Genomic DNA, 26,231 nt, shown 5'->3' with positions numbered 1-26,231 from the left:
ACGGTGGCCGGGTGGTGAGGAAAAAAAAGCGAAACCTGGCGAGCGAATTGCCAACCCGACTTGCGACGGGTGGAAAGAGGCGGTTCATTTTCAAACGAACCAAGCGTCTGGTTCCGCGATTTGTGAAGACGATGCCGGATTTCAGCGTTCGATGCCTGTCTTCACCTTCCAGAAGTTGCGAGGCCAAGCGCGGTGGAAAAAGTGACAAGGCGTAAAAAACGCCTTGAACTGTGAGGCTTTTATTCGTACACGGGCGTTACCGGAGAGGTGGCCGAGTGGTCGAAGGCGCTCCCCTGCTAAGGGAGTAGACGGGCAACCGTCTCGAGGGTTCGAATCCCTTCCTCTCCGCCATTGCCTATTTTTTTGGCAGTTTTCTGCGGTTTTTCTAAAAACCCAAGCGTTTCTCCCGTTTTTTTAGTAGAATTTTGGTAGAGGCTTGGTAGATTTTTGGTAGAATTTCTACCAGTGGCGGAGAGTAAGAAAGCTCCGTTCGTGATCGTTAATTTCCAACGTTAAGTCCGCTATCTTCTCCCATCACTCCCTGGGCGCAAGTTCGCTTCGTACCAAGCGACGAAACGGTGGAAACTCGAAAAAAGTGGTTTTGATTGCGAACGTACGTGCCCGCTTTGGGGTATATGCATTGAATGACAACTGAAGACCCTTACATTCCTTTTTCGCAGAGAGCAGGTCTCAGTCAAGTGCCGCCGCAGCTCAAGCTTGGCGAAGTGTCAAGTGAACTTAGGCAGTTGCTTGAGTACTACCTTCAGCTTGAATGGGATCGAAATACTGGTTCCAACTATAATGGTATATTTTATAATAAAGCTTGGGGACGCGTTGCTCAGGACTTTCACGTAAAATTTCTCAAGCAAAGAATTTCAAACTACAGAGCAAATCCAACTGACCTCTTGAAGGGTTTGCAAGAGCTAACCCAAAAGTCAGAAATTGGCTTTTTGTTTGATGCGATTGAGTTTTTTGTTCGCAATCCACAATGTAGCCACGAGCTCAAGAGAGATTTGTCACGAGCGTTTGTAGAATCTCGCGCAGCATATCGCATCGTAGAACAAAGAATTATTGCAATTGGCTCCGAGGAGCAAGCCGAGGCATTTGAGCGCGCCATCACTGATACTGAAAAAAGTGGTTCCATTGCTGCGAGGTCTCATTTGATTTCAGCAGGAACGGCACTTCGCGACGGCGAATGGGCGGCCTCCGTGAGGGAGAGCATTAATGCGGTAGAATCAATGGCTCTTTTGCTCGCCCCAAATAAGGGGACACTGGGAGCAGCTCTGGCAGTGCTGGAAAAAGACGGCCGCCTGCATGGAGGCTTAAAGACTGCTTTTAGCGCACTCTACGGATATACGAGTGATGAAGAAGGTGTCCGACATGCGCTCGTTTTTCAAAATGAAGCTCATGTTGATGAAGCTGATGCGTTGTTCATGTTGGGCGCTTGCGCATCTTTTGTAACGTACCTTGTTTCTCGCAAACCTTCTGATGCCTAGGTACTTTCAGCAGTCAGCTTTATCGCATCATTGGGGGAAGTTGAGCTCCCAGAAGTCGTGCTTTTTCGCGGTTCGCCCGCCGCAAAATTTGCTCTGGAATTTAGTAGAAGCTTGGTAGCTACTTGGTAGAAACTTGGTGGAATTCCTACCAAAATCAATATAAGTTATTGAAAAATAAGGATTCTAAAGAGTTCGGTTCGAATCCCTTCCTCTCCGCCACTTTCCTTCTTCCCACCTTCATAGTCCTATTTCGCTGCGCTGCAGGTAATCCAGTCTGTGTGCTGGTGTGACGCAAACATTGTTTTGCGAGAATGTGTTGTTGCGAGCGGAAACACAGCGGCAGCAACTTTGTGACCTTCCGGGCGAATGCTGCCGGCAACGCAATTGATTCACGCCATTGCCCGAAATTTGAAGGCACCGGTTAGCGACGCGACAGTGCGTTGCTCTGTTTGTTTCTGCGGTTAGCCGCGAATTTACCAAGGCGAAAATGCGGCTAATTTGTGAACAGTTTTCTTTTGATGTTGTCCTGAGGTTTCCGTAGTGTGAATTTGAGTTGGGGGATCGGTGTAAGCGATGGCCTGAGAACATGTTTTGTGTGGATCTGGAATGTCGCGTTTATCGGAATTTTTTCGACCGTTTTTGAAGCCTCTTTTCGGAATACTCATCCTTTCCGGCGCCGGCAGTGTTGATCGCGCAGCCGCTTTTTCAGACGAATTTCGGCAGTATCACCAGCAGCTTATCCAATCTGGCGATGTACGGGCGCTGGTCGATTTCGTATCCCAACTCGAAAACGGCAGGAGCGCCGGCGATCGCCTGATCCTGGCGCAAGCCGAACAGAATGATGACTTGCTGACGCCCGCCGAAGACGCAGTTTCGGATGAGGCGATTCTGACGGACAGCAGTGACGACCTGCTGCCTTCCGATGACGGAAGCGATGATCTGCTGACCGCAGAGGAACCCGGTGCCGCCTCTGTTTCCGATGGTGACGATCTGCTGGCAGGTGATGATCCCAAGGCTGATGGAGATGATCTTCTGGCTGGAGATGACCTTCTGGCCGGGGATGATTTGCTTGAAGGTGATGACCTGCTTGCGGGCGACGGGGCCGATGTTTCCGGCGACGACCTTCTGGCAGGAGATGACGATCTTCTTTCCGATGATGACCTTCTGACAGTTGGCGATGATGACGACCTGCTGAGTGGCGGCGGAACCGGGCTGACCGAAACCGTCGAAGGCAAGAAAAAAGAAGAAACGATCCGGCGAACAGCCAATGCGGAGCATGAAAAGCTCTTCCTGGAAAGCAAATATCCCTCCGCAAACACCTGTGCGACCTGCCACCCTGGCCAGTATGAGCAATGGTCCGTTTCTCAGCATGCTTATGCGCAGCTGAGCCCGATCTACATGGCGATGCAGACCACCATCAACATGAAGACCAGCGCGACCAACGGCGACTTTTGCATTCGCTGTCACAACCCGGTCGGCATGAACATTGGCGAGTCGCTCTATGTCTCAAACCTGAAGCGCAACCCGACCTCACGGGAGGGCATCACCTGCGTTGCCTGCCACCGCGTCAGCCGAAACTACGGCAAGATCAGTGGCCGGTTCGCGCTGGAAGAGGGGGATGTATTCTCGCCGGTCTATGGCCCGAAGGGCGGCGAGGAGCTGAAGCGCGTTCTGAACACGCCCGAGGAATACCGGGTTTCCCAAAGCAAGGATGATCCGGGACGCAGCATCCATACCGAGGCGAAGCCTTTCTTCGCGCTCACCAAGCCAGGCTTTTGCGGCACCTGTCATGATGTGACGCTGTTCAACGGCTTCAAGCTTGAAGAGGCTTTTGCCGAATACAAGCGCTCGCCGGCCGCCAAGCGGGGCGAGACCTGCCAGGACTGCCATATGGGCAAGGTTCAGGGCGTTGCCTCCGGCTATGACTACGGCCCCGCCGCAATCGTTGGTGATGTCCCGACCCGTAACCGCAAACTGACCAACCACATGTTTGCAGGCCCTGATTACTCGATCATTCATCCGGGCATTTTCCCGCACAACGTCGAGGCGGCGGAGTTCAAGACGCTGGCTGAATGGCTGCAGTTCAATGTCGGCGCCGGTTGGGGAACGGACAAGTTCGAGGACAACGTCAAGGACGGCTACAAGTTTCCCGAAGCCTGGTCGTCCATCGATGATCGTTATGATGGCCGCGAGATCCTGGATACCCAGTTCGAGCGGCTGGAAAAGGCGCGTCAGGCACGGCTTCAGGTGCTGCGCAACGGCTTCAAGCTGAGCGACATCACCATTGTCGACAACACCAGCCGGGCTCTCAAGTTCTCCGTCGATGTCAGCAGCGGCACGGACGGACACGGTGTGCCGACCGGGTTTGACGCCGAACGGCTGATATTCCTTCAGGTGACGGTCAAGGACAGCAAGGGCAACACGGTTTATGTGTCCGGTGACCGAGACCCCAATGGCGACGTTCGCGATGCCCACTCGCTTTACGTTCACAATGGCGAGCTGAAGCTCGACAAGGACCTGTTCAGCCTGCAATCCAAGTTCGTGGTCCGGTTGCTGCGTGGCGGTGAACGCGAACAGGTGCTGGCGGTGAACACTTCGACGGACGTTCTGCCGCTCGTTCGGCCGGAACGCCGGGCAACCACCATCTACGGCAGGCCGCGCGGGGCCAGAAAGCACAAGCAGAACCTGGAACCGGGGGCAAGCCGCACCGCGACCTATGCCGTTCCCGCCGAAAACCTGAAGCCGGGTGAACGCTATTCCATCTCGGTGAAGCTGATTTCACAGATGGTGCCGGTCAACCTGATCGCGGCCATTCAGGGAGCGGGCTTCGACTACGGCATGAGCCCGGCCGGTATCGCGCGCAAGGTGGTGCAGGGCAGCTCCGTGCTGTGGACGCGCAAGGCGAGTGTCGTGCTCAAATGAGGTACCAGGCAAGCAGAACTCGGGGACGGCGGTTCAGAGCGTGGGCAATCACGACGGTGGCTTCGGCTGCGCTTCTTCTGCAGGCCGGCGGGCAGGTATGGGCAGCGGGCAGTGCCTTGAGCGACGACCCCATTCCCATGGTCACGGAAGCGGAAGTCCGCAAGCATCAGGAAGAAAACAGCGGGCCTGCCCCCCTGATTGCCGGTGACCACCATTCAAGCGAATTGAGCACCGATGCAGTTCCGATCATAGCGGAAGATGAGGAGCCTGAACCGACGCCACCGATCTTCCAGCGCGGCGAGAAATTCCTCGCCAGCGGAAATCTTGCGCCCGGTATCGAATTGCCGACCGGGGCAATCTGGCAACCGGCGCTTTGGGTGTTCGGCGACGCGCGCACCGCAATTGGCCACTATGCCAACGGCGTTGAAGATCCGCGCCAGTTCTGGGCGAGCCGTATCGACATCTTTGCCAATCTGAAACTGACACCTACCGAGCGGATCCTCATCGGGTTTTCGCCCTTGACGGAAAAACGCCGGAACACGGGCATTCTCTATACGGATGAAGGTGGCGTTGAATATGTCAACGGGCTCAATCCCTATGTGACGACACTTTTCTTCGAGGGGGAGTTCGGCGAGATTTTCCCGAACCTCGATCCGGACGACAACCGCAATTTCGACTTCGGATTTTCCATCGGCCGTCAGCCCCTGTTCTTTCAGGAAGGCATGATGATCAACGACAGTGTCGACGCGCTCGGCATCACGCGCGACACGATCGTCATTCCCGGCCTGACGCCGGATCTGAGGGCAACCGGCGTTTTCGGCTGGAACAATATCCGCCGCGGCGACAATGAACTCGACGACAGTGCCTTCCTTCTCGGCTTGTTCACCGAGGCCGATTTCCGCAAGAGCACGGCCAATCTGGATCTTGCCTATGTCATTAGCGATGAGGACGAGGGGGGAGACGGCTTCTATTTCGGGGCGTCCGCCGTACAGAGGTTCGGGCTTTACAATACGGCGTTCCGGATCAACACCTCGACCGCGATCGAAAAGCGAGGCCCGGCCGTCGACAACGGCGTGTTGATGTTTTCGGAGGTTTCGCGCACCGTTACGGCATCCGAAAACGTCGTCTATGCCAATGCCTTCTGGGCTATCGGCAACTACACCTCCGCTGCCCGCGACAGCCTCACGGGTGGTCCCCTGGGTCAGGTTGGCATCCTGTTTGCCGCTCCGGCTGTTGGTCTGGGCGGGTCTGCACTTTCCAACCGGGCAGACAGCGTCTTCGGTGGATCTATCGGCCATCAGATGTTCTTCAACGAGGACAAGACACAGCTTGTTATGGAACTCGGTGGTCGCAAGGATACCGACGGCAGCGATGCCGGTGTGGTCGCATTCGGCGGCCAACTCTTGCATGCCCTCAACAACAGGAGCAGCATTCAGGTCGACGGGTTTGTTTCCGCCGGACAGGATCGGAAGGCGGGAACGGGACTGCGAATGGAACTGAGAACGAGGTTCTGATGAGAAACATCGGCTCATTTCTGGTCGGAAAGGCGGCCTGCTCATGATCCTGGCACTGCAAATCGGCGGTGGTACGATTGTTGCGCTCGCCCTGTTTCAGCTCTGCCTCGGGGTTTATTCATCTGTGGCGGTCGTCTTTCGCGAAAGACGCCTGGACGCCAGGCACCTGCAGCATTTCAACGATCTGGCACAGGCTGCCCTGCGCAATGCAGAAGTCGACAGGCTCAAGTCCGGAACGACCTGGGCCGGCAAACGCAAGTTCCGGATTGTCGAAAAGCGTGTCGAAAACAAATGCGGCGATATCTGCTCGTTCTATCTTCAGCCGCATGACGGAGGCGAGCTTCCACCGTTTCTGCCGGGCCAGTTCCTGACGTTCGAACTGCCGATTTCAGATCAGCCCGCACCAGTTATCCGGTGCTATTCCCTGTCCGACAGTCCCTCCCGTCTGGACCGGTACCGGGTCACGATCAAGAAACTGTCACCGCCGCCGGATGCCGGTGAAACCGTACCTGGCGGGCTATCTTCGACCTATTTCCATGCCAGCCTCAAGGAAGGTGATGTCGTCGATGTGCAAGCGCCCAAGGGCGGTTTCGTATTGGACCTGCAATCGGAACGGCCGGTAGTCCTGATTGGTGGTGGTGTCGGCCTGACACCGGTGCTGTCCATGCTGAAAGCGCTTGACGATGCCGGCAGCCACCGCGAAGTGCATTTCTTCCACGCCGCGCGTAGCGGCGATGACATTGTGCTGTGCGACGAAATCCGGGAGATCGCCGAGCGGCGGAACAACGTCCATTACCGCGTGCTCTACAGCGCACCGACTGATGCTTGCGTTGAGGGACGGGATTACGATTGCCCGGGCCTCCTGACAGTTGATGTGCTGAAGCGGTATCTGACGTCTTCCAACTACGAGTTCTATGTTTGCGGCCCTCCGCAGATGATGTCTTCGTTGACGGAGCAGCTGCGCGATTGGGGCGTACCGGACAGCGATATCCACTTCGAGGCATTCGGGCCTGCGTCCGTCAAAACCGTCAAGTCGCCGGCAAGTTCACGGGAGGCGGCTGAAAGCGTGCAGGTGGAATTTTCGCGCTCCGGCAAGAAGGTTTCCTGGCACGAGCAGGACGGAACGCTGCTGGATCTGGCCGAACGCAACGGCATCCGGGTCGCTTCCGGCTGCCGGGCAGGCAACTGCGGAACCTGCGCGACAGCGCTCAAGGAAGGCGACGTGACCTATGTCACGCGGCCCGCCAGCAGCCCGGCGCAAGGGTCCGTGCTCATGTGTATCGCTTGCCCGGGAGGCAATGTCATTCTGGACGCCTGACGACGCGAGAGGGTGTCCATCATTTTTGGATCAAAGGATTGAGGGATTGGATATGGCTGGATTACTGAAGGGCTTGCGCCAGGCGGCGTCCTGCCTTGCCGTGTGCGCTGTCGGATATCTCGTGCTGGCCGGACTTGCCCCGGCTCAGGCCGACCCGAGCATGATTGTCGGACCGAACGAATGTGCGGAATGCCACAAGAAGGAAACCTCGATCTGGCAGAACACGCATCACTTCAGCACCTTCAGGGATCTGCCCAAGAGCGAGGATGCCGAAAAGATCGCCGCCAACATGGGCGTGAAGCGACTTAAGGCGGAAAGCCTCTGCACCAACTGTCACTTCACCATGCAGACGGTGGACGGCAAGGAAAAGGCGATTGCCGGCAATTCCTGCGAGTCCTGCCATGGTCCTGCCAAGGAATGGTACAAAGTGCATTCGGATTTCAGCGGCAAGAAGGAAGGTCAGGAAACCGAGGCGGAAATTGCCGCACGCTGGGAAAAGGCCGAGGCAGCCGGCATGATCCGGCCCAAGATGACCTACGCACTGGCGAAAAACTGTTTCAGCTGTCACCTGGTGCCGAACGAGGAACTGGTGAATGTCGGCGGTCACACGCCCGGCAGTGCGTTTGAACTGGTTAGCTGGAGCCAGGGCGAGGTGCGTCACAACACCTGGTACAACAAGGGCAAGTCCAACCCGGAAGCATCCATCGAACGCAAGCGGATGCTGTTCCTCGTCGGTCGTATCGTCGAGCTGGAAACGGCACTGATCGGCGTTAGCAAGGCGACCGAGAAGAAAGACTACGCCGTGAAGATGGCCAAACGGGCAAGCAATGCCACGAAGGTCATGGCAAGTCTTGCCAAGCTGTTGCCCGAGGCGCCCGAACTGGGTGAGATCCAGGAAATCGCAAGTGGTGCCAAGCTCAAGCTGAACAACCAGGATGAGCTGACCGATGCCGCGGCAAAGATCTCCGTGCTCGGCCTCAAGTTTGCCGACACCTACGACGGGACGACGTTCGCCGCGGTCGACAAGTACATTCCGGGAGCCGACAAGTTCAAGGGACCCGTGACGCAGTAGGGAGCCGCACTGTTGGATCAGGAGCTTCGCGACGAGCGAAACCGGCGCTGGGACGAGCCATTCGGCAAGGAACCGCTGGACCGGGAGACGGTGGACCGTGTCCTGGCCCTACCGGCGTTTGCCGACGTCAATCCAGCCGACTTTCCCTCGTGGCTGCCGGTTGCAAGCGTCATTGCGAATGATGGCCGGATCAGGACCTTTCAAAAGGGCGAAACTGTCCTGCGCAAGGGTGACTATGGAAGTTCGCTGTTCATCATTCTGTCCGGATCCGTGTTCGGCCTGACTGCGTCTGCGCCGACCGCCGGCTCGGGCCGCAAGCAACAGAAATCCTGGCGCAGGTCGCTTGCGCAACTGTTCGCGCGCAAGCGTCCGCCAGAGTACCGCCCTGCGCGGCGGCGGTCTCGCAGACCTTCGTCCGCGGCCGCTTCAATCAGTGAAGGCACACGAGCAAATGCGGTGGAAGCTGCCTTGCGTGTCGACGCGGACGAGCTGATCGCGAAGCATGAGACTTTCCTGCTGGAAGCCCCGCAGATGTTCGGCGAGCTGGCCGCCTTGACCCGAAGCCCAAGGCGCGCGACCATCTATGCCCTTGAGGATGACACTGTCCTGTTCGAGCTGCGCTGGCAGGGGCTGCGCGAAATTCGAGACTGGTCGGATGGCTTCCGCAAGCAGATCGACCAGCTTTACCATGAACGCGGTTTGCTGACCCGTTTGCAGGAATGCCCGGTCTTTGCCCATGTCGACAGCACAGCGCTGGCGGAAATCGCAGAAGAGGCCCTGTTCGAAACCTATGGCAATTTCAACTGGACCCACCGGTTCAAGACTGAAATTTCCAAGGAAGATGGTGCGCAGCACATCATCCAGCAGGAGCCGGTGATTTGTGAACAGGGCAGTCACGTCGACGGTTTGTTGCTGATCAACAGTGGCTTTGCCCGGGTCAGCGAACGGATCGATCACGGCGACAGGACCATTGGCCATCTGTCGAAAAACGACGTTTTCGGACTGGATGCGATTGCGGCGTTTGCGCGGGACAAGGTTTCTCCGGTTCTGGATACGAGCCTGCGCGCCATCGGCTATGTCGACGTCATCCGCATTCCGACGCATCTGGTCCAGAAACATGTATTGCCGGGGCTCGATCCTTCCTTCCTGCGGCAAGGCAGGCCGGATGATCGTGACGGCACGCGCGGGGAACTACGCCAGGGCATGATGGACTTCCTCGTCGATCACCGTTTCATCAACGGTGAGGAAGCCATGCTGATCAATCTGGAGCGCTGTGTCGGCTGTGACGATTGCGTGCGCGCCTGCGCGACCGCCCACGACAACAACCCCCGCTTCGTTCGGCAGGGGAGCCGGTTCGAGAACGCGATGATCGCGAGCGCCTGCATGCATTGCACCGATCCGGTTTGCCTGATCGGCTGCCCAACCGGCGCCATTCACAGGGCCGAGGACAGCGGGACTGTCGTCATTGACGACAACACCTGCATCGGCTGTGCGACCTGCGCCAATTCCTGTCCGTACAGCAATATCCGGATGGTCGAGATCCGTGACGAGAACGGACAGTTCGTGACGGATCGCGAAGGGCAGCCCATCAGCCGGGCAACCAAATGCGATCTGTGCGCCGATCAGCTGACGGGCCCAGCCTGTGTCCAGTCCTGTCCGCATGACGCGCTTGCGCGCGTCAATATGCGCGACACCGAAAGACTGCTGGAGTGGCTGAAATGAGCTGGCTCCTCAATCGCAACATCTTGTTGAAGCTTGGTGCGGCCGCTGTTTTGCTCGCGGTTTTCATGACCGTAAACCAGGCTTACCGGATCTCGTTGCGCGACAGCCAGTTCCTCAACGGTTGGGTTCTGGTGGCGGTCATGGCCGGCATGCTGCTGCTGACGTTTCGCAAGCAGTTGAGCACGTTGCCGCTCGGGCGCGTGCGCCACTGGTTGCAGGTGCATTATTACCTCGGGTTCCTGACCATCGGCGTCTTTCTGGTGCATACGCATCTGCGGTTTCCGAATGCGCCGCTGGAATGGCTCTTGTGGATCCTGTTCGTGTTGGTTTCGGCAAGTGGCTGTGTCGGCGGTTTTCTGGCCCGGATCGTTCCAGTGCGCCTGGAGGGCAGAGGTGACCGGGTCCTGTTCGAGCGCATTCCCGTGTTGCGCGCGCAAATCGCGGACGAGGCGGAAACTCTGGCGCTGGCCTCGTTGGAAGACGGCAGTTCCGTCAGCCTTGCCAATGTCTACCAGCGGGAGCTCGGCCGGTTCTTTGCGCGGCCGCGGTATGTGTTCGCGCATCTGCGCCAGTCGAGCCTGCCGATTTCGCGGATCATGGGCGAGTTGCAATCGATCGAGCGGTATCTGGACGGCAAGGGCAAGGAGCGTCTGGAACGGATGCGCCAGCTGGTGCGCGCTAAGAACGACCTTGATTTCCAGTATGCCAACGGCGGATTGCTGAAACTCTGGCTGTTTGTGCATGTACCGCCAACTTATGCCCTGATCCTGGCAATCCTGGCGCATGTCGTTGTTGCCTATGCCTTTTCGAGCGGAATTGCCTGACCATGAGCCTGTTACGCAGAATTGGTGTTCAGGAACGCCGTTATGAACGGCCGCAGGACGACTGGGTCTGCGGACATCTTGCCGACGGGTGTCCGTGTCGTCTGGGACCGGACCGGAAAGGAAACTGCAGGGCGGGGCCTGCCTGCCAGCCTGTACAGGACGGTGACCGATGGATTTGCCGGCGCTCGAGCCAGGAAGGCGGACCTTGCGAAGATGGTCCGCTGCCGGACGGAAGCTGCTGTCTGAACCAGGAACCCTGCGTGCCGAAGCCGAGCCTGCGCAAGCGCAGGCGGCGGGCAGCAGTCTGGCTCACGGCGCTGACTGCCGGGCTCGTGGCGATCATTCTCTCCGGCGGGGTGGCAAAGAACTATCTGATGCCGGGCCGGCTTGCAGCCCAGCACGCCAACCTGACAGATTGCCAGTCGTGCCACGCCGACGCACGTCCGCAAGGCCTTGGCTGGCTTCATGGCCTTGCCGCGACAGCTGCAGGACCGAAACAGACAGCAGCGCTTTGCACCACCTGTCACGACGTTGGTTCGCAGCCGTTCACGGCACATACGACGCCAGTTGAACAGCTCCGGCAGATGACACTTGCCCGCACGGCGGAAGTCGGCACCGGGCGTGATCAGAGCTGGACAAACCGCATCAAGTTCTCGTTGCCGATGGCAGGGCAGACGCAAGGTAGCGCAGATGCCGGGTCGCAGAACATCTATTGTGCCACCTGTCACCAGGAGCACCAGGGAAGCTTGGGCAAACTGACCGAAGTTTCCAATGACAGGTGCCAGACCTGCCATGTCGAGAAGTTCGGGCGTTTCGAGGACAGTCATCCGCAATTCGCAGGCTATCCCTTTTACCAGCGCACCAGCATCATCTTTGATCACAAGTCGCATTTCGGAAAGCACTTCCCGGATACCGCCGAGAAGCCCGATGGTGCCGGCAAGGTTCCGGCCATGTGCGAGACCTGCCATGAGGCGGGGAACGACGGCCGCTACATGGCGGTGCGAGATTTCGAAGGCATGTGCGCGACCTGTCACAGTGGCGACATTCTCGGCCAGACCATCGTGAGCGGACCGAAGGGCACGAATTTCCTCTCTGTTCCGGGCCTGGACGTCGAAACGCTTGCGGAGCGGGGGATCGACGTCGGGTCCTGGCCGGAAGGGTCCGAGGCAGGAATTACGCCCTTCATGCGGGCGCTTCTGGCGCTGGTGCTGGACGGCCGGGATATCGTGGGAGAAGTGTCGGACCTGGATCTTCTGGATCTGCGGGAGGCTGATGAGGACGCTTTGGCAAGGGTCCAAACGCTGGCCTGGGCGGTGAAGCAGTTGCTCGCGAATATCGAGCGTGATGGCCTTCCTGCCGCCATGGGCGCCGGGGCAGCGGACAGCGAAACCATGACGGACCACAGGCAAATGGCGCTGATGGTCGGTGTGATGCCACACGACGTGATCGCCGCCGCCAACCGGGAATGGTTGCCGGATCTCGCCGAGGACCTTGCCCGCCACGCCGACGGAACGCCAACCCGCGCGTTCGAGGAAGCCCGGCAAGCGCTAGAAGAGAACGAAGCAGTACAAACCGAAGAGGCCGCGTCGGACAACCTTTCCGGGGTGGACGACAGCGATATTCTGGCCGGGACAGACGATGCCGCCAGCGAAGGCCATGGTACGGATAGCCTCATCCTCGGCGGCGGAGCGGATGGTGGCGCAGAGCTGGCTTCCGAGGACCTGTTGCTGGCGCCTGCAGGAGCCGATGACGCATTGGCCGGCAAGACAGATACCGACGATGACATTCTTGCAGACGAAGGCTCGTTGGTTGAAGACGATCTTGCCATAGCGGATGACGCAAGCGCCGACGTGTCGGACGGCTTGGACATCCTGGCGGAGGACGACGCTTCGAGCAGTTCCGATGGGGACGCTCTTCTTGGCCAACCCGCGGGCGGAGAGGAAATACTTGCCGGTGACGATATTCTTGCCGGTGAGGACATCCTTGCGGCAGACGAAGGCGGAACGGGCCTGTTGAGCGATGCGGCTGAACCTGTCGACACATCGACTGCAACTGACGACCCCTCTGCGCAAACCCGGGAGCAGCCGTTTGATCCGGAAAACTGGGCTCTCTACGGCGGCTGGTACCGGCAGGACCATACGATCCGGTATCGTCCGACGGGACATGAAGACCCCTTCCTGAAAACATGGCTCGATTATTCGAGCCATGCGGCAACGGATCAGGAAAAGGCCCTGCGGGATCCCGTATTTGCCTCGCTCAGTGACCCGGGCGCGGTGGGACGCTGTACCAAGTGCCACAGCGTCGACACGGCTGGCGTTGAAAAGGCCGTGCGCTGGCACCCCTTCGATCCCGCTCAGGTGACGACACGTTTCACGCGCTTTTCTCACGACCCGCACATCAGCGCAGTCGGAACGGAAGGATGCGTGACGTGCCACGCGCTCACCACGGGGGCGGACACCTATCTGAAGAGCTACGAGCAAGGTGACCCTGCCATCCACGCACCGAACTTCACCCCTATCGACAAGGCCACTTGCGCGACCTGCCACACGGAACGTGCGGCTGGAGAAGAATGCACGCTTTGCCACCAGTATCACACGGGCGGGTTCAGCCTGCCGCTGGTCCGAACCGAGGTGCCTAAGGAATAGCAGTTCGCAAGGGTGCTCCGCAGGCAATCGTCAAGTCGCAGGTGTCAGTCGAAAGCGATGGCGTATTTGCCGCGCCCCAGGCCGGCGTCGAGTGAGACGGACTTCAGGTAGTCTTCTTTGGCCTGGTCGCGTTGGCCCAGTCGCAGCCTCAGGTTCGCACGGCTGTAATAGGCCTTGGCAAATCCGTCGCTGTGGGCGATCGCAGAGTTGAAGTCGTCTTCCGCCTTGTTCAGATGACCGGCGGCAAGATGAGCCTTGCCGCGATTGTAAAGGGCAAGGGGGTGGTTGGCGATAAGCTTCAGGACCACGTCGTAATCGGCAATCGCCGCGGTATAATTTTCAAGTTGAGCCTGGGCGAAACCACGGTTGAAACGCGCAGCGGCGTAATTGGTATTGATCGCCAGGGCCTTGTCGTAGTCGGCTATCGCTTCCCGGTATTGGTCAAGCTTGCGCTTGGCGTATCCCCGGTTGTTGTAGGCTGCGGCATATCCGGACCGCATCTTCAGAGCGACATCATAATTGGCGATGGCAGCGCCATAATCGCCCATCATGCGGTAGACCAGCCCTCTGTTGTTGTAGGCTTCCGGAAACTCGGGACGAAGCCGGATGGCAACAGTGTAGCGAAGCAGCGCGGCTGAATAATCTTTCGACTTCGCCAGTGCCAGTCCCCGGTTGTAGTAGGTATTGGCAAGTCGGCGTTGCAATGGCGCCTCGATCAGGCGGAAGTCCTGACAAGCCGTCTGAAAATCCTGCGTCTGGTCCAGGGTAAAGTCGACGTCCGGCCCTTTGCCCTGTTTCCAGTCCGATGCCTTGTGCCCGGTGATTGAATAAACGTAATTGCGGGTTTCATCAGGAAGGCGTCCGCGCCCACGGCGCCAGTTGTCGACACGGTCTTCCCCCGCATTATAGGCCGCGGCCGCCAGCCCAAGGTTGCCGTAACCTTTAAAAAGATATCCCAGCAAGCGGGAAGAAGCTTCAATGGCTTCCACTGGCTCGAATGAGTTTTCAAGGCCCCAGTTGGCGGCGGTGTAAGGCATGAACTGGGCAATGCCTTCCGCACCGGCCGGGCTGATCGCGTTGGGGTCGAAACGGCTTTCCTTCCAGATCAACTTGGCGAAGAAACCCGGTGGCAGGCCTTGTTTATTCGCAGCCGCCTCGATGGTGCTGCACATCTGCTGCAGGAAGGCAGCCTCGTCCCGGACCGTGTAAAACGGTCCATGTTCCTTGCGTACTGTCTCGGCTGCCGCCCGGGCGGCAAGAACAGGTGCCATGATGACCGTTTCCGCAGGCTCCGCTGCGTAGGAAGACCCGAAACCGGAAAGGCATGCTGTGCCGGCAATCGCAAGGAGGAGAAACTGTCGAAGTGCCTTGGTCAACGCAGGTCCGTCAATCGGGTGAAAGGCGCACGTCATGTGCGGCGGCAATCATAGCTTCCCCGGCAGGCCAGCTCAATGTCTGCACTGAAGGCTGCAAACCTGTGTCAGGCAGGGGCTGACAACAGGTTCTGCGCAAGTGCCGGAAGGTCCTTGAAGCTCGAAAAGGACACAGCATGTGGAATCTCGGAAATGGGACGTTTGCGGTAGCCTTCGGTGAACAGTGCAAAGGGCATGCCCGCATTGACAGCCGTTTCCGCATCGACCTCGCTGTCGCCGACATAAACGACAGGACCGCCGCCGAGGGACGATTGCAGGTAATGCAGCCCGGCCGGATCCGGTTTGCGCTCCGTCAGGCTGTCCCCGCCGACCAGGCCCTGGAAGTAACGGGACAAACCCAGGTCCTCGATAATCTTCTCGGCGGGCCGCTGCGGTTTGTTGGTGCAGATCGCCAGCGTGTGTCCGGACTGCAGCAAGTGGTTGAGCGTGGCTTCGACGTCAGGGTAGGGGGCCGTCAGATCGGTCGCATGCGCCTGGTAATCCTCCAGGAAGCTCGAAATGAGACGTGTGCGGTCACTCGTCTGCAGGCCGGTGGCATCGATGATACGGTCAACCAGCGTCGGAATACCGTTGCCGATGAAGGAGCGGATGGTTTCAAGCGGCAGCGCCGGCAGGCCTTCGCCTTCCAGAAGGCGGCATGCCGCAGCATGAAGATCCTGGGCGCTGTCGATCAGCGTGCCATCGAGGTCGAAAATCAGAATCGGATTCATGCAGCCTTCCATTTGATGGAGCATCCCATGGACGGGATCTGGTCTTCCGGTCCCTTGCCCGTTTCTGCAACCTGTCGCATCGCTTCGAACAGATCACGCCGAAGGTCTGCAGGCCCCGTCTCCCTGCGGGAGGCATCAAGTCGCCCACGGTACTGAAGTTCCAGCGCTGAATTGAAGCCGAAGAAATCCGGTGTGCAGACCGCGTCATAGGCGCGGGCGACAGACTGGTTTTCGTCAAAGAGGTAAGGGAAAGGGAAGTTTTCCCGCTGTGCAAGTTCTGTCATTTTCTCAAAACTGTCTTCGGGATAGCTCTCGACGTCATTGGCACTGATTGCAGCAACGCCGATGCCAATCGCCTGCAGGTCACGGGCATCGCGCAGGATCCTGTCACGGACGGCAACCACATAGGGACAGTGGTTGCAGATGAACATGATCAGCGTGCCCTTGGGGCCGGCAATGTCTGAAAGCTTGTAGGTCTTGCCGTCGGTCGCGGGCAATTCGAAATCGGGTGCTTTCCAGCCAAAATCGCAAACAGGCGGAATGGCGGCCATTGTGTCGTCTCCCCTTGGAATGATGCGCTTTGTCAAAAGGATAGAGTAGGTCACCCCATGGAAGAAATGAAGTGACTGGATGGAGGAAATTCGCCAACAGCAAATGGCTGGAGCGCCAGCATCCGGCAAGATGGCAAGCGGTGAAAGAGATAATCAACGACCGGTAAAGCGCACTGGCTCGACCCCAGGCAAACGAAGACGCATTCCACGGGCCGACCGGATTTGTGGCATCGGCCCGGCAATCCGGACCGGTGCCGGGCTGTTGTTTCAGAGCCAGACCTGTTTCGGATCAGGCAGCGGAATTGCGTCGAGCAGAGTGCGTGTGTAGTCCGCTTTCGGATTGGCGAAGAGTTCGGCCGTTTCGGAGTTTTCGACAATCTCGCCCTTGTAGAGCACCAGGATGCGGGTACACAGCCGCCGGATCACCGAGAGATCATGACTGATGAAGGCCAGGGTGAGACCGAGGTCCTTGACGAGGCTCTCCAGCAGGTTGAGCACCTGGGCCTGGGAAGACACATCGAGCCCGGACACGATCTCGTCGGCCAGGATAAAGTCGGGTTTCAGGGCGATTGCCCTTGCTATCCCGACGCGCTGGCGTTGACCGCCGGACAACTCGTGTGGATAGCGGGTCGCGAAATGCCGGGGCAGGCCAACCATGTCAAGTGCTTCGTCGACCCGGCCCTTGATGTTGTCGAGTCCCTGAAGGCGCAGTGGCCCGGCAATGATACCGCCGACACGCCGGCGAGGATTGAGTGAAGACATCGGGTCCTGAAAGATCATCTGGAAGCGCCGGCGCAGGGGCCGCAGGCTGTCCTCATGAAGATGGGTGATGTCAGTGCCTTCAAACCGGATCGCGCCACTGTCCGGTTCGATCAGGCGGATCAGTGCCCTGCCGAGCGTGGATTTGCCCGATCCGGACCCTCCGACAATGCCGAGGACTTCGCCCTTGGGAATATCGAAGGATAGCCCTTTCAGTACGTCGATCCGCGGTGCCGCTCCCAGAAGCGGTTTGCGGGACATGTCCGGAAAGGAGACGTGCAGGTCTTTCAGCTCGTAGATGATATCGCTCATGGCCGGGCTCCTGCCTTCAATTGTGCGTCGAAGGCAGCCACTTCAGCTTCCACCGCTTTCGTCACGCCTTCCGGTACAGGTGTCAGTGAGCCTTGCGGGTCTGTGTATTTCGGCGTTGCCGCGAGCAGGGCCTTCGAATAGGCGTGCGAGGGCGCGGCAAAGAAATTCTCGACGGAGGTTTCTTCAATCACCTTGCCCGCATAGAGCACTGTCAGTGACTGGGCTATCTTCGAGACGACACCCAGATCGTGGGTGACGAACAGCAGAGCGGTGCCGTGGCGCTGCTGCATTTCGCGGATCAGCTTGAGGATCTGCTTTTGAACGGTCACGTCGAGCGCTGTCGTCGGCTCGTCGGCGATGATCAGCTTCGGTTCGGCGGCAAAGGCGGACGCAATCAGGATACGCTGGCGCATGCCGCCGGACAGTTCGTGCGGATAGGCCTTCATCACCCGTTCCGGTGACTGGATGTGGACCTCTTCCAACAGCTCCAACGCCCGTTTCTCGGCATCCGGGCGTTTCCAGCCGAGAATATCCACCAGCCTGTCCGTAATCTGCGGCCCGACACGGCGGGATGGATTGAGCGCTGTGAGCGGGTCCTGTGGTATCAGGGCCGCGCGGGCGCCAATCCGCTGGCGTCTTGCCTTTTGGGAGAGCGTCTGCAGGTCTTCCCCGTCGAGCAGGATCTTGCCCCCGGTCAACCTTGCGGCCTTCGGCAGAATGCCGAGAACAGCCTTGCCGATCATGCTCTTGCCTGCGCCACTTTCCCCGACAAGTGCACGCACCTCACCAGGCTCCACATCAAGCGAGACATGCCGGAGCAGCGGCATGCCGTTCTTCAACTGGACCGTCAGGTCCTGAATGGACAGAAAGCTCATCGCAGCACCGGATCGAAATGGTCCTTCAGGCCTTCGCCGAGCTGGGAAAAGCTCAGCACCGTCAGGAAAAGCGCGAACAAGGGAAACACCAGCACCCACCAGGCCTGATAGATGGAGGTACGGCCTTCGGCAATCATGCCGCCCCATGTCGGCTGGTCCGTGGAAATGGACAGGTTCACGAAGGACAGGATCGCCTCGACGATCACCGCGATACCCATTTCCAGCGTCAAGAGGGCGACGATGGTCGGCAGGACGTTCGGCAGGATCTCGGTCAGGGCGGTGCCGAAACGGGTGCGGCCGGCAACCTGCGCCGACGCCACATAGTCCATCGCTCCCTGGCTCATCGCTTCAGCCCGGACAACACGCGCAAAGCGGGTCCAGTCAATGACGACAATGGCAATGATGACGGACATCAGTCCGGTTCCCAGAACCGCAATCAGCAGGATTGCAAAGAGAACCGGAGGGAAGGCCATCCAGATGTCGATGAAGCGCGAGATCACCAGATCCGCCCAGCCCCGGTAGTACCCTGCGATCAGGCCAAGTGTTGCCCCGATAAGGCAGGTAAGCGTTCCGGCGACCAGCGCAACGATCAGCGCAAGTCTTGCGCCATAGAGCATGCGGCTGAGCACATCGCGGCCGAGGCTGTCAGTTCCCAGCAAATAGGCCGGGTCGGCGCCTTGTTCGAAGAAGGGTGGCAGACGTCCGGCGAAAAGATCCTGTGCCAGCGGGTCATGCGGGCTGATCAGGGGGGCGAAGACGGCTGCCAGCACCAGGAAGGTGAGCCAGCCGCCACTGAGCCAGAGCCTGATGCCAGGCAGGCGACGGATATGTCCTCTGGCGTCACGCATGGCGCAGCCTCGGGTTCAGGGCGGCATAGGCCAAGTCCACCACCAGATTGACCATCGTGAAGAGCAGGGCGAAAATCAGGACGATGCCCTGGATCAATGGCAGGTCTCGGTTGATCACCGCGTCGATCGCCATGTTGCCGAGACCTTCATAGGAAAACAGGCGTTCGATGATAACCGTACCGCCGATGAGGAAGGTGAACTGCACGCCGATCAGCGTCAGCGTGGGCAGGATCGCGTTCGGCAAGGCATCACGCAGGATGATCGAGCTTTCCGAATAGCCCTTTGTGCGGGCCAGGGTGATGTAATCGTCGTGCATGCATTCCTTCAGGGATTGCTTGAGGAGCTGCAGGATGATGGCTGCCAACGGGATCGCCAGCGCAAGCGCCGGCATGAGCATGTGCCCCATGAGATCCAGAACCACATCGAACCGGAACCGGGCGAGCGCTTCGAAGAGATAGAAATTGGAGCTGAACTCGAACCCGAGCGAAGGCGATATCCGGCCGGAAATGTGAAACAGCGGCCACAGCACGCCGAACAGCAGGATCAGCGCCAGGCCCCAAAGGAAATCCGGCAGGGACAGCGCGATGCCGCCGGCAACGTCGATCCCGCCTTCCACCTTGGAACCGCGGTAGAGCGTTGCAGTAAGAGCGGCAGCGCCTCCGATGATGACGGCGATCAGCAAGGCCATGACCGAGAGTTCCAGCGTGGCCGGCAAACGGCCGATCACCAGGTCGTAGACCGGCTGGCGCAGGGTGATGGACGTGCCGAAATCACCCTGGATCACGTTGGAGATCCAGATCACGAACTGTTCGAAGATGCTCTTGTCGAGCCCGTAAAGCGCTTTCAGCCGGTCAATGTCGGCATCTGTCGCCCCGGGCGGCAGCATCATGGCGATGGGGTTGCCAGGAACGACCCGGATGACCACGAACACGATGATCGCGGCCCCAAGCAGGGTGATAAGCGTTGTGATGAGGCGCGTCAGCAGCGCGCGCACGATTTGCATGACGGTATTTGGCCCAAAAATCGGAAAAAGTCGCCGCAACACCCCGGGAGCAAGCTTTAGAGAGTGTTGCGGCGAAGGCGGGTTCGAAAATTCCGGATTTTTAGGAACGCGTCATCAACGCAGGCAGCAGCGCGCCGGAAGCGTGCGGCGTGACCTTGACCTTGTCGCTGTGCAGGATCGGCTGGACGTACTGCAGGAGCGGAATGACCAGGGCATTTTCTGCAATGTGGCGATCGACTTCCTTCCAGCCTTCGATGCGCTTGTCCTCGTCAGCCTCACCCCAAAGCGGCAGGATCTTCTGCATTAGCTCTTCGCCATCCCAGACGGAGTGAGGCGAGGGGCCGAACATGGCAAAGCCGGTCGAGGTGGTCGGGTCGCCAATGGCATTGCCCCAGTTGTAGAAGGCTGCCGGGGCCAGCGTATCGGCCGCGCGCAATTCGTAATGCTTGGCGATTTCGTAGACTTCGATTTCCGCTTCGATGCCGATCTTGCGCCACAAGCCTACGATGGCCTGAATGATCTCGTAATCCTTCGGCTTGAAGCCGCGGGTGGTCTGGATCTTGAACTTGACCGGATTGTCCGGACCGAAGCCGGATGCCGCCAGCAGTTCCTTTGCCTTGTCCGGGTCGTAGGGAACGGTGATGGAGGCATCATAAGCGGAATAGTCGGGTGTCTGCAGCGTGTCGATGGGCACGCCGTATCCCGACAGGAGACGTTCGATGATGGTCTTCTTGTCGATGGAATAGGCCATCGCCTTGCGCACGTTTTCGTCCAGCATCGGATCGACATCGTTGATGAAGATCATGCCGATGTCGGAGATCGGGGCTGCGGTGCCGACGATGCCGTCGTTTTCCTTCAGCCGGTCGAATTCCTCGTAAGGCATTTCCAGCGTGACATGCGCATTGCCCGACATCACCTCAAAGGTTCGGCTGGACGCATCGGTGACGAACTTGATCGTGACCGTCTTGAATTCTGGTGCGCCGCCCCAGTAGTTCTCGTTGGCTTTCAGCCGGACGAAGGCGTTGCGCTCGAACTTGTCGACCATGTAAGGCCCGGTGCCGATCGGCTTGGCCTCGAAGCCGTCTGCGCCGACTTCCTCATAGTATTTCTTCGGCATCACATAGCCGGTCAGGAAGCTCATCCACTTGAAGATGGTGGGCTCGTATTCCTTGACGTCGGCGGTGATCTTGTTGCCGTCGATCTGGAAGTTGCCAACCTTGCCCCAGATGAACTGGATCGGATTGCCCGTGTCCGGATTGCCGGCGCGTTCCAGCGACCAGACGATGTCTTCCGGTGTCAGCGGATCGCCGTTGTGCCAGGTGACGCCTTCGCGCACATCCATCCAGATCTTCGACTTGTCGTCGTTCCAGCCCCAGCCGGTGATGATGCCCGGCGCAAAGCTGAGGTCCGTGTTCTGATGAATGAACATGTCGAACACGGACTGGTAGATGCCCTGGATGGTCGGGTTGACCGCGGACGGGCCGACTGTCGGATCCCAGCTCGGCAGGTTGACGTTATAGGCGATCACCAGCTCTTCGATATCGCTGGCGAATGCTACCGGTGTTCCGACGGCTGTCAGCAATCCGCTGGCGGCCGCACTTTTAAGCAGTGTGCGTCTTGAAACTCTCATGGTTACTGTTCCCCATTTTACCTCTGGTGCCGGTGCGTTTGTTTTTGTCGCTATCCGGCAAGTTTTTGTGCAAGCAGATATCCGGGCCCTGCGCCGGTTCCCGCACCGGGCCAGACGGCCGCGCCGGTGTGGTAAAGGTTTCCAACCGGCGTCGTTCCGTCGGCAAAGCCGCGTACGGGCCTGAACATGAAATGCTGGGTCAGATGATGGCTTCCGCAGACCTGGTCTCCTCCGACCAGGTTGGGATTGTCCGCCTCCAGCAGGGCGGGCGATACGATATGGCGGCCGAGGATCTTGGCCCTCGTGCCGGGGGCATAACGTTCCAGAATATCGAGTGCGCGTTCGGCGAATGGCTCCGCCGCTTCGGTCCAGTCGGTGGCCGCAATCTTGCCGGCGGCATCACCCTTGATGGTGCCGGGTGCCATGCGGACCTGAAGCCAGAGAACATGCTTGCCCTCCGGTGCCCGGCTCGGGTCGACGACGGTTGGCTGACCGCAGACAATCACCGGTTCTTCCGGCAGAAGGCCGGCCTGGGCCTGTGCATAGGTTCGTGCCATCTGATCGAGGTCCGGAGCCATGTGCACATAGGCGAATTTTTTCAGCTCTTCGCCTGCGGTCCAGTCGGGCAGGGCGTCCATGGCAAGATGAATCATCATCGTGCCCGGCGCATGTGCTGATTTCTTCAGGCCGAGGTCATACCGCGCGTTGCCGGTTTCGCCCGCAAGTTTCAGCAAGGCGGATGGGGCGACGTTGGCGATCACCGCCTTACGGGCCATGATCTGCCGACCGTCCTTGAGCTCGATACCGCGTGCCTGTCCATTCTCGACGATCACGCGCGTGACTTCTGCATTGCAGGTCACCGATCCGCCCGAAGCCTTGATCTGCGAAACCATGGCCTTGACGATCGTATCCGCTCCGCCCTGACCCAGAACCATGCCGAAGGCCTGATCGACCATGCCTTCCAGGTAGGGGAACAGCGCGCCGCCTGAAATGTCGGGTGCAAAATCCAGATGCATCCCCCAGGCCGCAAGAAGGGCACGCACCTTCGGCGATGTGAAGGTTGTGTTCAGCCAGTCGCGCGGCGAGGATAGCAGAAAGCGGGCAAGGTCCAGCACACCGTCCGAACCGCTTTTTCGCCACTCCTTGAACAATATATATGCAAATGCACGTTTTTTTGCCGGACTGCCCAGAAGCGCGAACAATGTCTCTGCGCGTCCCGGGAATTCCGATGTCAGCGCCCGCCAGACACGTGCGTCTTCCGGGCAGATCTTTTCGATTCGCGAAGCCGTCGTTTCCAGGTCATTGCTGACGCCAAGCCAGGTGCCGTCCGGAAAAACGGAAGAGAAACAATTGGATGCTGGCGCGAAAGCCAGCCCGTGGCTGCCCAGTTCCTCGGAGTATTGCTTGAAGAAGGCGGAACCTGCAAACAGGGAAAGGTTCATGGCCGCCCAGTCGTGGCGGTAGCTGGGTAGCGTGTACTCGCCCGATTTGACCGCCCCGCCAGGTTCCCCCGCGCGCTCGAAGACACCGACCTTCCAGCCTTGAGCTGCAAGATGAACAGCGCAGGCAAGGCTGTTATGCCCGCTGCCGATAATGACGCCGTCCAACACCTCGGTCACGATCAATCCCCTCCGTCGTTCGCAGAAGATAATTGCAAATACAAATAAATCTGTCTAGCATTGAATTGTGATAACGAGCCGACAGGCCACAGAGGTACAGAGGGAACGATTATGTCTGCAGAGAGCGCGCTCAGCGGGCTTGGAGCTAAACTCCTGTCCGGAGAAGTGGAAGTGGTGGATTGCACGGGCGTTCTGGGTCCGAATACGCCGATCCTGCAACTTCCGCCTGATTTTGCAAAGAATACGCCGAAGGTCGAGATCCACAAGATCAGTGAATATGACGCTGACGGTCCTTTCTTCGCCTGGAACTGGATGGTTCTGGGGGAGCATTCCGGCACGCATTTCGATGCGCCACATCACTGGATTACCGGGAAGGACTACAGCGACGGCTTTACGGACACGCTGGATGTGCAGCGTCTGATTGCGCCGGTCAATGTGATCGACTGTTCCAAGGAAAGCGCTGCTGATCCTGATTTTCTGCTGACTGCGGATTTGATCAAGGCCTGGGAAGCCGAGCACGGCGAGATCGGTGCCGGTGAATGGGTTGTGATGCGCACCGACTGGGACAAGCGCGCCGGCGATGAAGCCGCCTTCCTCAATGCCGACGAAGCGGGCCCGCACAGCCCCGGACCGACACCGGATGCCATTGAATATCTGCTGTCGAAGAAGATCGTAGGCTGGGGCAGCCAGTGCATCGGCACTGATGCCGGTCAGGCCGGTGGCATGGAGCCGCCGTTCCCGGCACATAACCTGTTGCACAGGGACAATTGCTTCGGTTTGGCATCGCTTGCCAATCTCGACAAGCTGCCGGCGAAGGGGGCGATCCTGATTGCCGCTCCGCTGAAAATCGAACGCGGCACTGGTAGCCCCATCCGGGCACTGGCTCTGGTTCCGAAAGCCTGAGGCGTCTCGAAATGGCCGCTCCGCACGTAATCGTCGGCTCCGGTATAAATGCCCTCGTCGCGGCAGCAATGCTGTCGCGCAGAGGGGAGCCGGTTCTGCTTCTGGAACGCTCAGACGTCCTTGGCGGCTGTATGCGGACAGAGGAAATCACGCTGCCCGGATTCCGGCACGATGTGATGGCGGCCACCTTCGTTCTTTTCATAACCTCACCTGCCTATGCGGAGTTGGCGGAAGATCTTGGCCGGCATGGTCTTGAATTCTGCCACACGCCGCATCCGACCGCCGTTTTACGGCCGGGAGGGGAGGCGCTGAAGGTGACGATGGACCGCGCGGCCAACATTGCAGCCTTCGAGGCCCTCGCGGCAGGCGACGGCAAGCAGCATGCGGCCGACGTCGGCGGTATCGAAGCCGATGCGGAGTTTCTGTTTGCCTTGCTGGGGAGCCCGCTCTGGTCTGGCAAGATGGCGCGCCTGATGCTCGCCCAAGCCTGGAAACGTGGTCTTGGCGGATTAAAGGCGTGGCTCGGTGCCTGCCTGCAGCCGGCTCGCGGCTGGCTGGAAGGGAATTATCATAGCGAAACCCTGCAGGCACTTTGGGCGCCCTGGGTTCTGCACACCGGTTTGACGCCGGAAAGCACCTATTCGGGTCAGATGGGCCGGGTAATTGCATTTGCGCTCGAAGCTGCCGGGGCACCAGTGGCGAAGGGCGGCTCAGGCTCCGTGCCGGAGGCGTTCCGAAAATTGATTGAGGCCAAGGGTGGCAAGATCCGCACCGGTGTCGATGTCGAACGTGTCCTGGTGAAGGACGGCAAGGCGGTCGGCGTCGAAACGGCGAGCGGTGAGACCATCAAGGCGCGGTCGGTGATTGCCTCCGTCACGCCAACGCAGCTCTATCAGCGGCTTTTGAAACAGGAAGCACTTCCGGAAGCCACGCAGAAATACCGCTACGGCCGCGGCAATTTCCAGCTTCACTATGCTCTGGATGGTGACCCGGACTGGATCGTCGAAGGGCTTGAGGATGTTGCGCTGATCCACCTTGCGGACGGCATCGACAGTGTTTCCAAGTCCGCCAACGAGGCCGAGCGGGGCCTTCTGCCTGAAGTTCCGACGATATGTGTTGGCCAGCCGCATCGTCTGGATCCGTCACGGGCGCCGGAAGGCAAGGGGATCCTTTGGCTTCAAGTTCCTGACGCTCCGCGCAGGATCAAGGGCGACGCCGCGGGCAGGATAGAGACCGGTCCGGAATGGACCGAAGCAACCCGGGAGGCCTTTGCCGACCGGCTTGAAGAAATCCTGAAGCGGCATATCCGCAACTTCGACCAGATCAAGCTTGCACGGCGGGCTTATTCGCCAGCGGATCTGAACGACATCAATATCAATCTGGTCGGTGGTGATCCCTATGGCGGGGCCTGCAGCATCGATCAGTTTTTCATCTGGCGCCCCTTTGCTCATTCCGTTAATAGCGCCACCCAAATCCGGAACCTGCACATGATCGGCGCTTCGACCCATCCGGGGCCGGGGCTCGGTGGCGGGTCCGGCTACAATCTGGCGAAATGGATGGGTGCATGAGCAACGAGGATCGGACGGACGTCATCACGGAAGAAGCACGTGTGCAGCGGCTTGGCGAAATTGGGCTGGAGAATTTCCCGCCCTATCTGATGAACCGTATCATGGGCCGCTACAACGCGGCGCTGCGTGACGAAATGGCCAATCTGGGCCTGACGACGCCCAAGATGCGTACCCTTGCCGTCTTGTCCGTGATCGACGGCCTGCTGATCCGCGAACTTGCCATTTATGCGGTCGTCGAAGTGTCGACGCTCAGCCGGGCGTTGGACGCACTGGAACGGGACGGGCTTGTCCGGCGCGTTGCTGACAAGGACGACAGCCGTGCCGTCCGCATTCATCTGACGCCCAAGGGGCGCGACACGCATGAGCAGCTCTGGCCGCATCTGGCTGGTGCATACCGGCAGATGTTCAAGGGCATCAGCGACGCGGACCAGCGGGCCTTCGTCGCCACGCTGCAGGCAATTTTGAAGAACGTGCGCAAGCACCCGATATGAGTTGATCGCGTAAGGA

Annotated in this window: 21 protein-coding genes and 1 tRNA gene; 13 read left to right on the top strand and 9 right to left on the bottom strand. The window is 59.1% G+C overall.

What is annotated here, in order from left to right:
* Positions 1 to 261: 261 nt before the first annotated feature.
* From B0E33_RS02705 to B0E33_RS02660, 10 genes are all read left to right on the top strand, one after another.
* Positions 262 to 351 (top strand) — tRNA-Ser (locus B0E33_RS02705).
* 293 nt (positions 352 to 644) lie between these two features.
* Positions 645 to 1,496 carry an AbiJ-NTD4 domain-containing protein gene (locus B0E33_RS02700; RefSeq protein ID WP_077290348.1) on the top strand — a complete coding sequence of 284 codons (852 nt, stop codon included), beginning with the start codon at positions 645 to 647 and terminating at the stop codon, positions 1,494 to 1,496.
* 639 nt (positions 1,497 to 2,135) lie between these two features.
* Complete coding sequence (locus B0E33_RS02695; protein WP_022997726.1) at positions 2,136 to 4,418, top strand: multiheme c-type cytochrome; 2,283 nt, start codon at positions 2,136 to 2,138, stop codon at positions 4,416 to 4,418.
* A gap of 116 nt (positions 4,419 to 4,534) precedes the next feature.
* Entirely contained in the window at positions 4,535 to 5,932 is a 1,398-nt protein-coding gene (locus B0E33_RS02690; protein ID WP_145903751.1) for a hypothetical protein, read from the top strand.
* Positions 5,933 to 5,975: 43 nt separating this feature from the next.
* On the top strand, positions 5,976 to 7,250 hold the full coding sequence (locus B0E33_RS02685) for a 2Fe-2S iron-sulfur cluster-binding protein (protein ID WP_077290347.1): 1,275 nt from the start codon (positions 5,976 to 5,978) through the stop codon (positions 7,248 to 7,250).
* 52 nt (positions 7,251 to 7,302) lie between these two features.
* On the top strand, positions 7,303 to 8,322 hold the full coding sequence (locus tag B0E33_RS02680; protein WP_145903753.1) for a cytochrome c family protein: 1,020 nt from the start codon (positions 7,303 to 7,305) through the stop codon (positions 8,320 to 8,322).
* A gap of 12 nt (positions 8,323 to 8,334) precedes the next feature.
* Positions 8,335 to 10,044 (top strand): 4Fe-4S dicluster domain-containing protein, encoded by a 1,710-nt coding sequence (locus tag B0E33_RS02675; RefSeq protein WP_077290346.1) that lies wholly within the window; start codon positions 8,335 to 8,337, stop codon positions 10,042 to 10,044.
* A complete protein-coding gene (locus B0E33_RS02670; RefSeq protein WP_022997721.1) occupies positions 10,041 to 10,868 on the top strand; it encodes a hypothetical protein in 828 nt (275 codons plus the stop codon). Before B0E33_RS02675 ends, B0E33_RS02670 begins: the two co-directional genes overlap by 4 nt.
* A 42-nt stretch (positions 10,869 to 10,910) precedes the next feature.
* Positions 10,911 to 11,114: a hypothetical protein gene (locus tag B0E33_RS02665; RefSeq protein WP_077290345.1), complete on the top strand. Its 204-nt coding sequence runs from the start codon at positions 10,911 to 10,913 to the stop codon at positions 11,112 to 11,114.
* Between the two features lie 14 nt (positions 11,115 to 11,128).
* The gene (locus B0E33_RS02660; protein WP_077290344.1) at positions 11,129 to 13,513 is read left to right on the top strand and encodes a cytochrome c3 family protein; all 2,385 of its coding nucleotides are present in this window, start codon (positions 11,129 to 11,131) and stop codon (positions 13,511 to 13,513) included.
* 44 nt (positions 13,514 to 13,557) lie between these two features.
* Here the strand turns inward: B0E33_RS02660 and B0E33_RS02655 are convergent, their stop codons facing one another.
* The 9 genes from B0E33_RS02655 to B0E33_RS02615 all read right to left on the bottom strand — a co-directional run bounded on the left by B0E33_RS02655 (position 13,558) and on the right by B0E33_RS02615 (position 23,244).
* Positions 13,558 to 14,889: a tetratricopeptide repeat protein gene (locus B0E33_RS02655; protein ID WP_156912331.1), complete on the bottom strand. Its 1,332-nt coding sequence runs from the start codon at positions 14,887 to 14,889 to the stop codon at positions 13,558 to 13,560.
* 104 nt (positions 14,890 to 14,993) lie between these two features.
* Positions 14,994 to 15,656 (bottom strand): phosphoglycolate phosphatase, encoded by a 663-nt coding sequence (gene gph / locus B0E33_RS02650; protein WP_077293117.1) that lies wholly within the window; start codon positions 15,654 to 15,656, stop codon positions 14,994 to 14,996.
* Entirely contained in the window at positions 15,653 to 16,207 is a 555-nt protein-coding gene (locus tag B0E33_RS02645) for a thioredoxin family protein (protein ID WP_075281999.1), read from the bottom strand. Before B0E33_RS02645 ends, gph begins: the two co-directional genes overlap by 4 nt.
* Before the next feature lie 267 nt (positions 16,208 to 16,474).
* Entirely contained in the window at positions 16,475 to 17,278 is an 804-nt protein-coding gene (locus B0E33_RS02640) for an ATP-binding cassette domain-containing protein (RefSeq protein ID WP_022997715.1), read from the bottom strand.
* Positions 17,275 to 18,153: an ABC transporter ATP-binding protein gene (locus B0E33_RS02635; RefSeq protein WP_022997714.1), complete on the bottom strand. Its 879-nt coding sequence runs from the start codon at positions 18,151 to 18,153 to the stop codon at positions 17,275 to 17,277. Before B0E33_RS02635 ends, B0E33_RS02640 begins: the two co-directional genes overlap by 4 nt.
* The gene (locus B0E33_RS02630) at positions 18,150 to 19,001 is read right to left on the bottom strand and encodes an ABC transporter permease (protein WP_062489309.1); all 852 of its coding nucleotides are present in this window, start codon (positions 18,999 to 19,001) and stop codon (positions 18,150 to 18,152) included. Before B0E33_RS02630 ends, B0E33_RS02635 begins: the two co-directional genes overlap by 4 nt.
* Complete coding sequence (locus B0E33_RS02625; protein ID WP_077290342.1) at positions 18,994 to 20,004, bottom strand: ABC transporter permease; 1,011 nt, start codon at positions 20,002 to 20,004, stop codon at positions 18,994 to 18,996. Before B0E33_RS02625 ends, B0E33_RS02630 begins: the two co-directional genes overlap by 8 nt.
* Before the next feature lie 100 nt (positions 20,005 to 20,104).
* On the bottom strand, positions 20,105 to 21,634 hold the full coding sequence (locus tag B0E33_RS02620) for an ABC transporter substrate-binding protein (protein ID WP_031268068.1): 1,530 nt from the start codon (positions 21,632 to 21,634) through the stop codon (positions 20,105 to 20,107).
* A gap of 50 nt (positions 21,635 to 21,684) precedes the next feature.
* On the bottom strand, positions 21,685 to 23,244 hold the full coding sequence (locus tag B0E33_RS02615) for a phytoene desaturase family protein (protein WP_077293116.1): 1,560 nt from the start codon (positions 23,242 to 23,244) through the stop codon (positions 21,685 to 21,687).
* 120 nt (positions 23,245 to 23,364) lie between these two features.
* Between B0E33_RS02615 and B0E33_RS02610 the strand changes: the two genes are divergently transcribed.
* Genes B0E33_RS02610 through B0E33_RS02600 form a run of 3 tightly spaced genes read left to right on the top strand, consistent with a single transcriptional unit; the run spans position 23,365 to position 26,215 of the window.
* Positions 23,365 to 24,156 carry a cyclase family protein gene (locus B0E33_RS02610; protein WP_031268066.1) on the top strand — a complete coding sequence of 264 codons (792 nt, stop codon included), beginning with the start codon at positions 23,365 to 23,367 and terminating at the stop codon, positions 24,154 to 24,156.
* A gap of 11 nt (positions 24,157 to 24,167) precedes the next feature.
* Entirely contained in the window at positions 24,168 to 25,724 is a 1,557-nt protein-coding gene (locus tag B0E33_RS02605) for a phytoene desaturase family protein (RefSeq protein WP_077290341.1), read from the top strand.
* On the top strand, positions 25,721 to 26,215 hold the full coding sequence (locus B0E33_RS02600) for a MarR family winged helix-turn-helix transcriptional regulator (RefSeq protein ID WP_022997707.1): 495 nt from the start codon (positions 25,721 to 25,723) through the stop codon (positions 26,213 to 26,215). The genes B0E33_RS02605 and B0E33_RS02600 overlap by 4 nt, the downstream gene beginning before the upstream one ends.
* The last annotated feature ends 16 nt before the right edge of the window (positions 26,216 to 26,231 follow it).

Origin of the sequence: Roseibium algicola (assembly GCF_001999245.1) — a bacterium.
Lineage (GTDB): Bacteria > Pseudomonadota > Alphaproteobacteria > Rhizobiales > Stappiaceae > Roseibium > Roseibium algicola.
This window is presented reverse-complemented; position numbering and strand designations above follow the sequence as displayed.

Excerpts from the sequence above, each read along its gene's own strand:
- B0E33_RS02640 (WP_022997715.1), bottom strand. The coding sequence starts at position 17,278 with ATGAGCGATATCATCTACGAGCTGAAAGACCTGCACGTCTCCTTTCCG.
- B0E33_RS02605 (WP_077290341.1), top strand. The coding sequence starts at position 24,168 with ATGGCCGCTCCGCACGTAATCGTCGGCTCCGGTATAAATGCCCTCGTC.
- B0E33_RS02600 (WP_022997707.1), top strand. The coding sequence starts at position 25,721 with ATGAGCAACGAGGATCGGACGGACGTCATCACGGAAGAAGCACGTGTG.
- B0E33_RS02680 (WP_145903753.1), top strand. The coding sequence starts at position 7,303 with ATGGCTGGATTACTGAAGGGCTTGCGCCAGGCGGCGTCCTGCCTTGCC.
- B0E33_RS02630 (WP_062489309.1), bottom strand. The coding sequence starts at position 19,001 with ATGCGTGACGCCAGAGGACATATCCGTCGCCTGCCTGGCATCAGGCTC.
- B0E33_RS02700 (WP_077290348.1), top strand. The coding sequence starts at position 645 with ATGACAACTGAAGACCCTTACATTCCTTTTTCGCAGAGAGCAGGTCTC.
- B0E33_RS02610 (WP_031268066.1), top strand. The coding sequence starts at position 23,365 with ATGTCTGCAGAGAGCGCGCTCAGCGGGCTTGGAGCTAAACTCCTGTCC.
- B0E33_RS02685 (WP_077290347.1), top strand. The coding sequence starts at position 5,976 with ATGATCCTGGCACTGCAAATCGGCGGTGGTACGATTGTTGCGCTCGCC.
- B0E33_RS02635 (WP_022997714.1), bottom strand. The coding sequence starts at position 18,153 with ATGAGCTTTCTGTCCATTCAGGACCTGACGGTCCAGTTGAAGAACGGC.
- B0E33_RS02645 (WP_075281999.1), bottom strand. The coding sequence starts at position 16,207 with ATGGCCGCCATTCCGCCTGTTTGCGATTTTGGCTGGAAAGCACCCGAT.
- gph (WP_077293117.1), bottom strand. The coding sequence starts at position 15,656 with ATGAATCCGATTCTGATTTTCGACCTCGATGGCACGCTGATCGACAGC.
- B0E33_RS02670 (WP_022997721.1), top strand. The coding sequence starts at position 10,041 with ATGAGCTGGCTCCTCAATCGCAACATCTTGTTGAAGCTTGGTGCGGCC.
- B0E33_RS02625 (WP_077290342.1), bottom strand. The coding sequence starts at position 20,004 with ATGCAAATCGTGCGCGCGCTGCTGACGCGCCTCATCACAACGCTTATC.
- B0E33_RS02665 (WP_077290345.1), top strand. The coding sequence starts at position 10,911 with ATGAACGGCCGCAGGACGACTGGGTCTGCGGACATCTTGCCGACGGGT.
- B0E33_RS02620 (WP_031268068.1), bottom strand. The coding sequence starts at position 21,634 with ATGAGAGTTTCAAGACGCACACTGCTTAAAAGTGCGGCCGCCAGCGGA.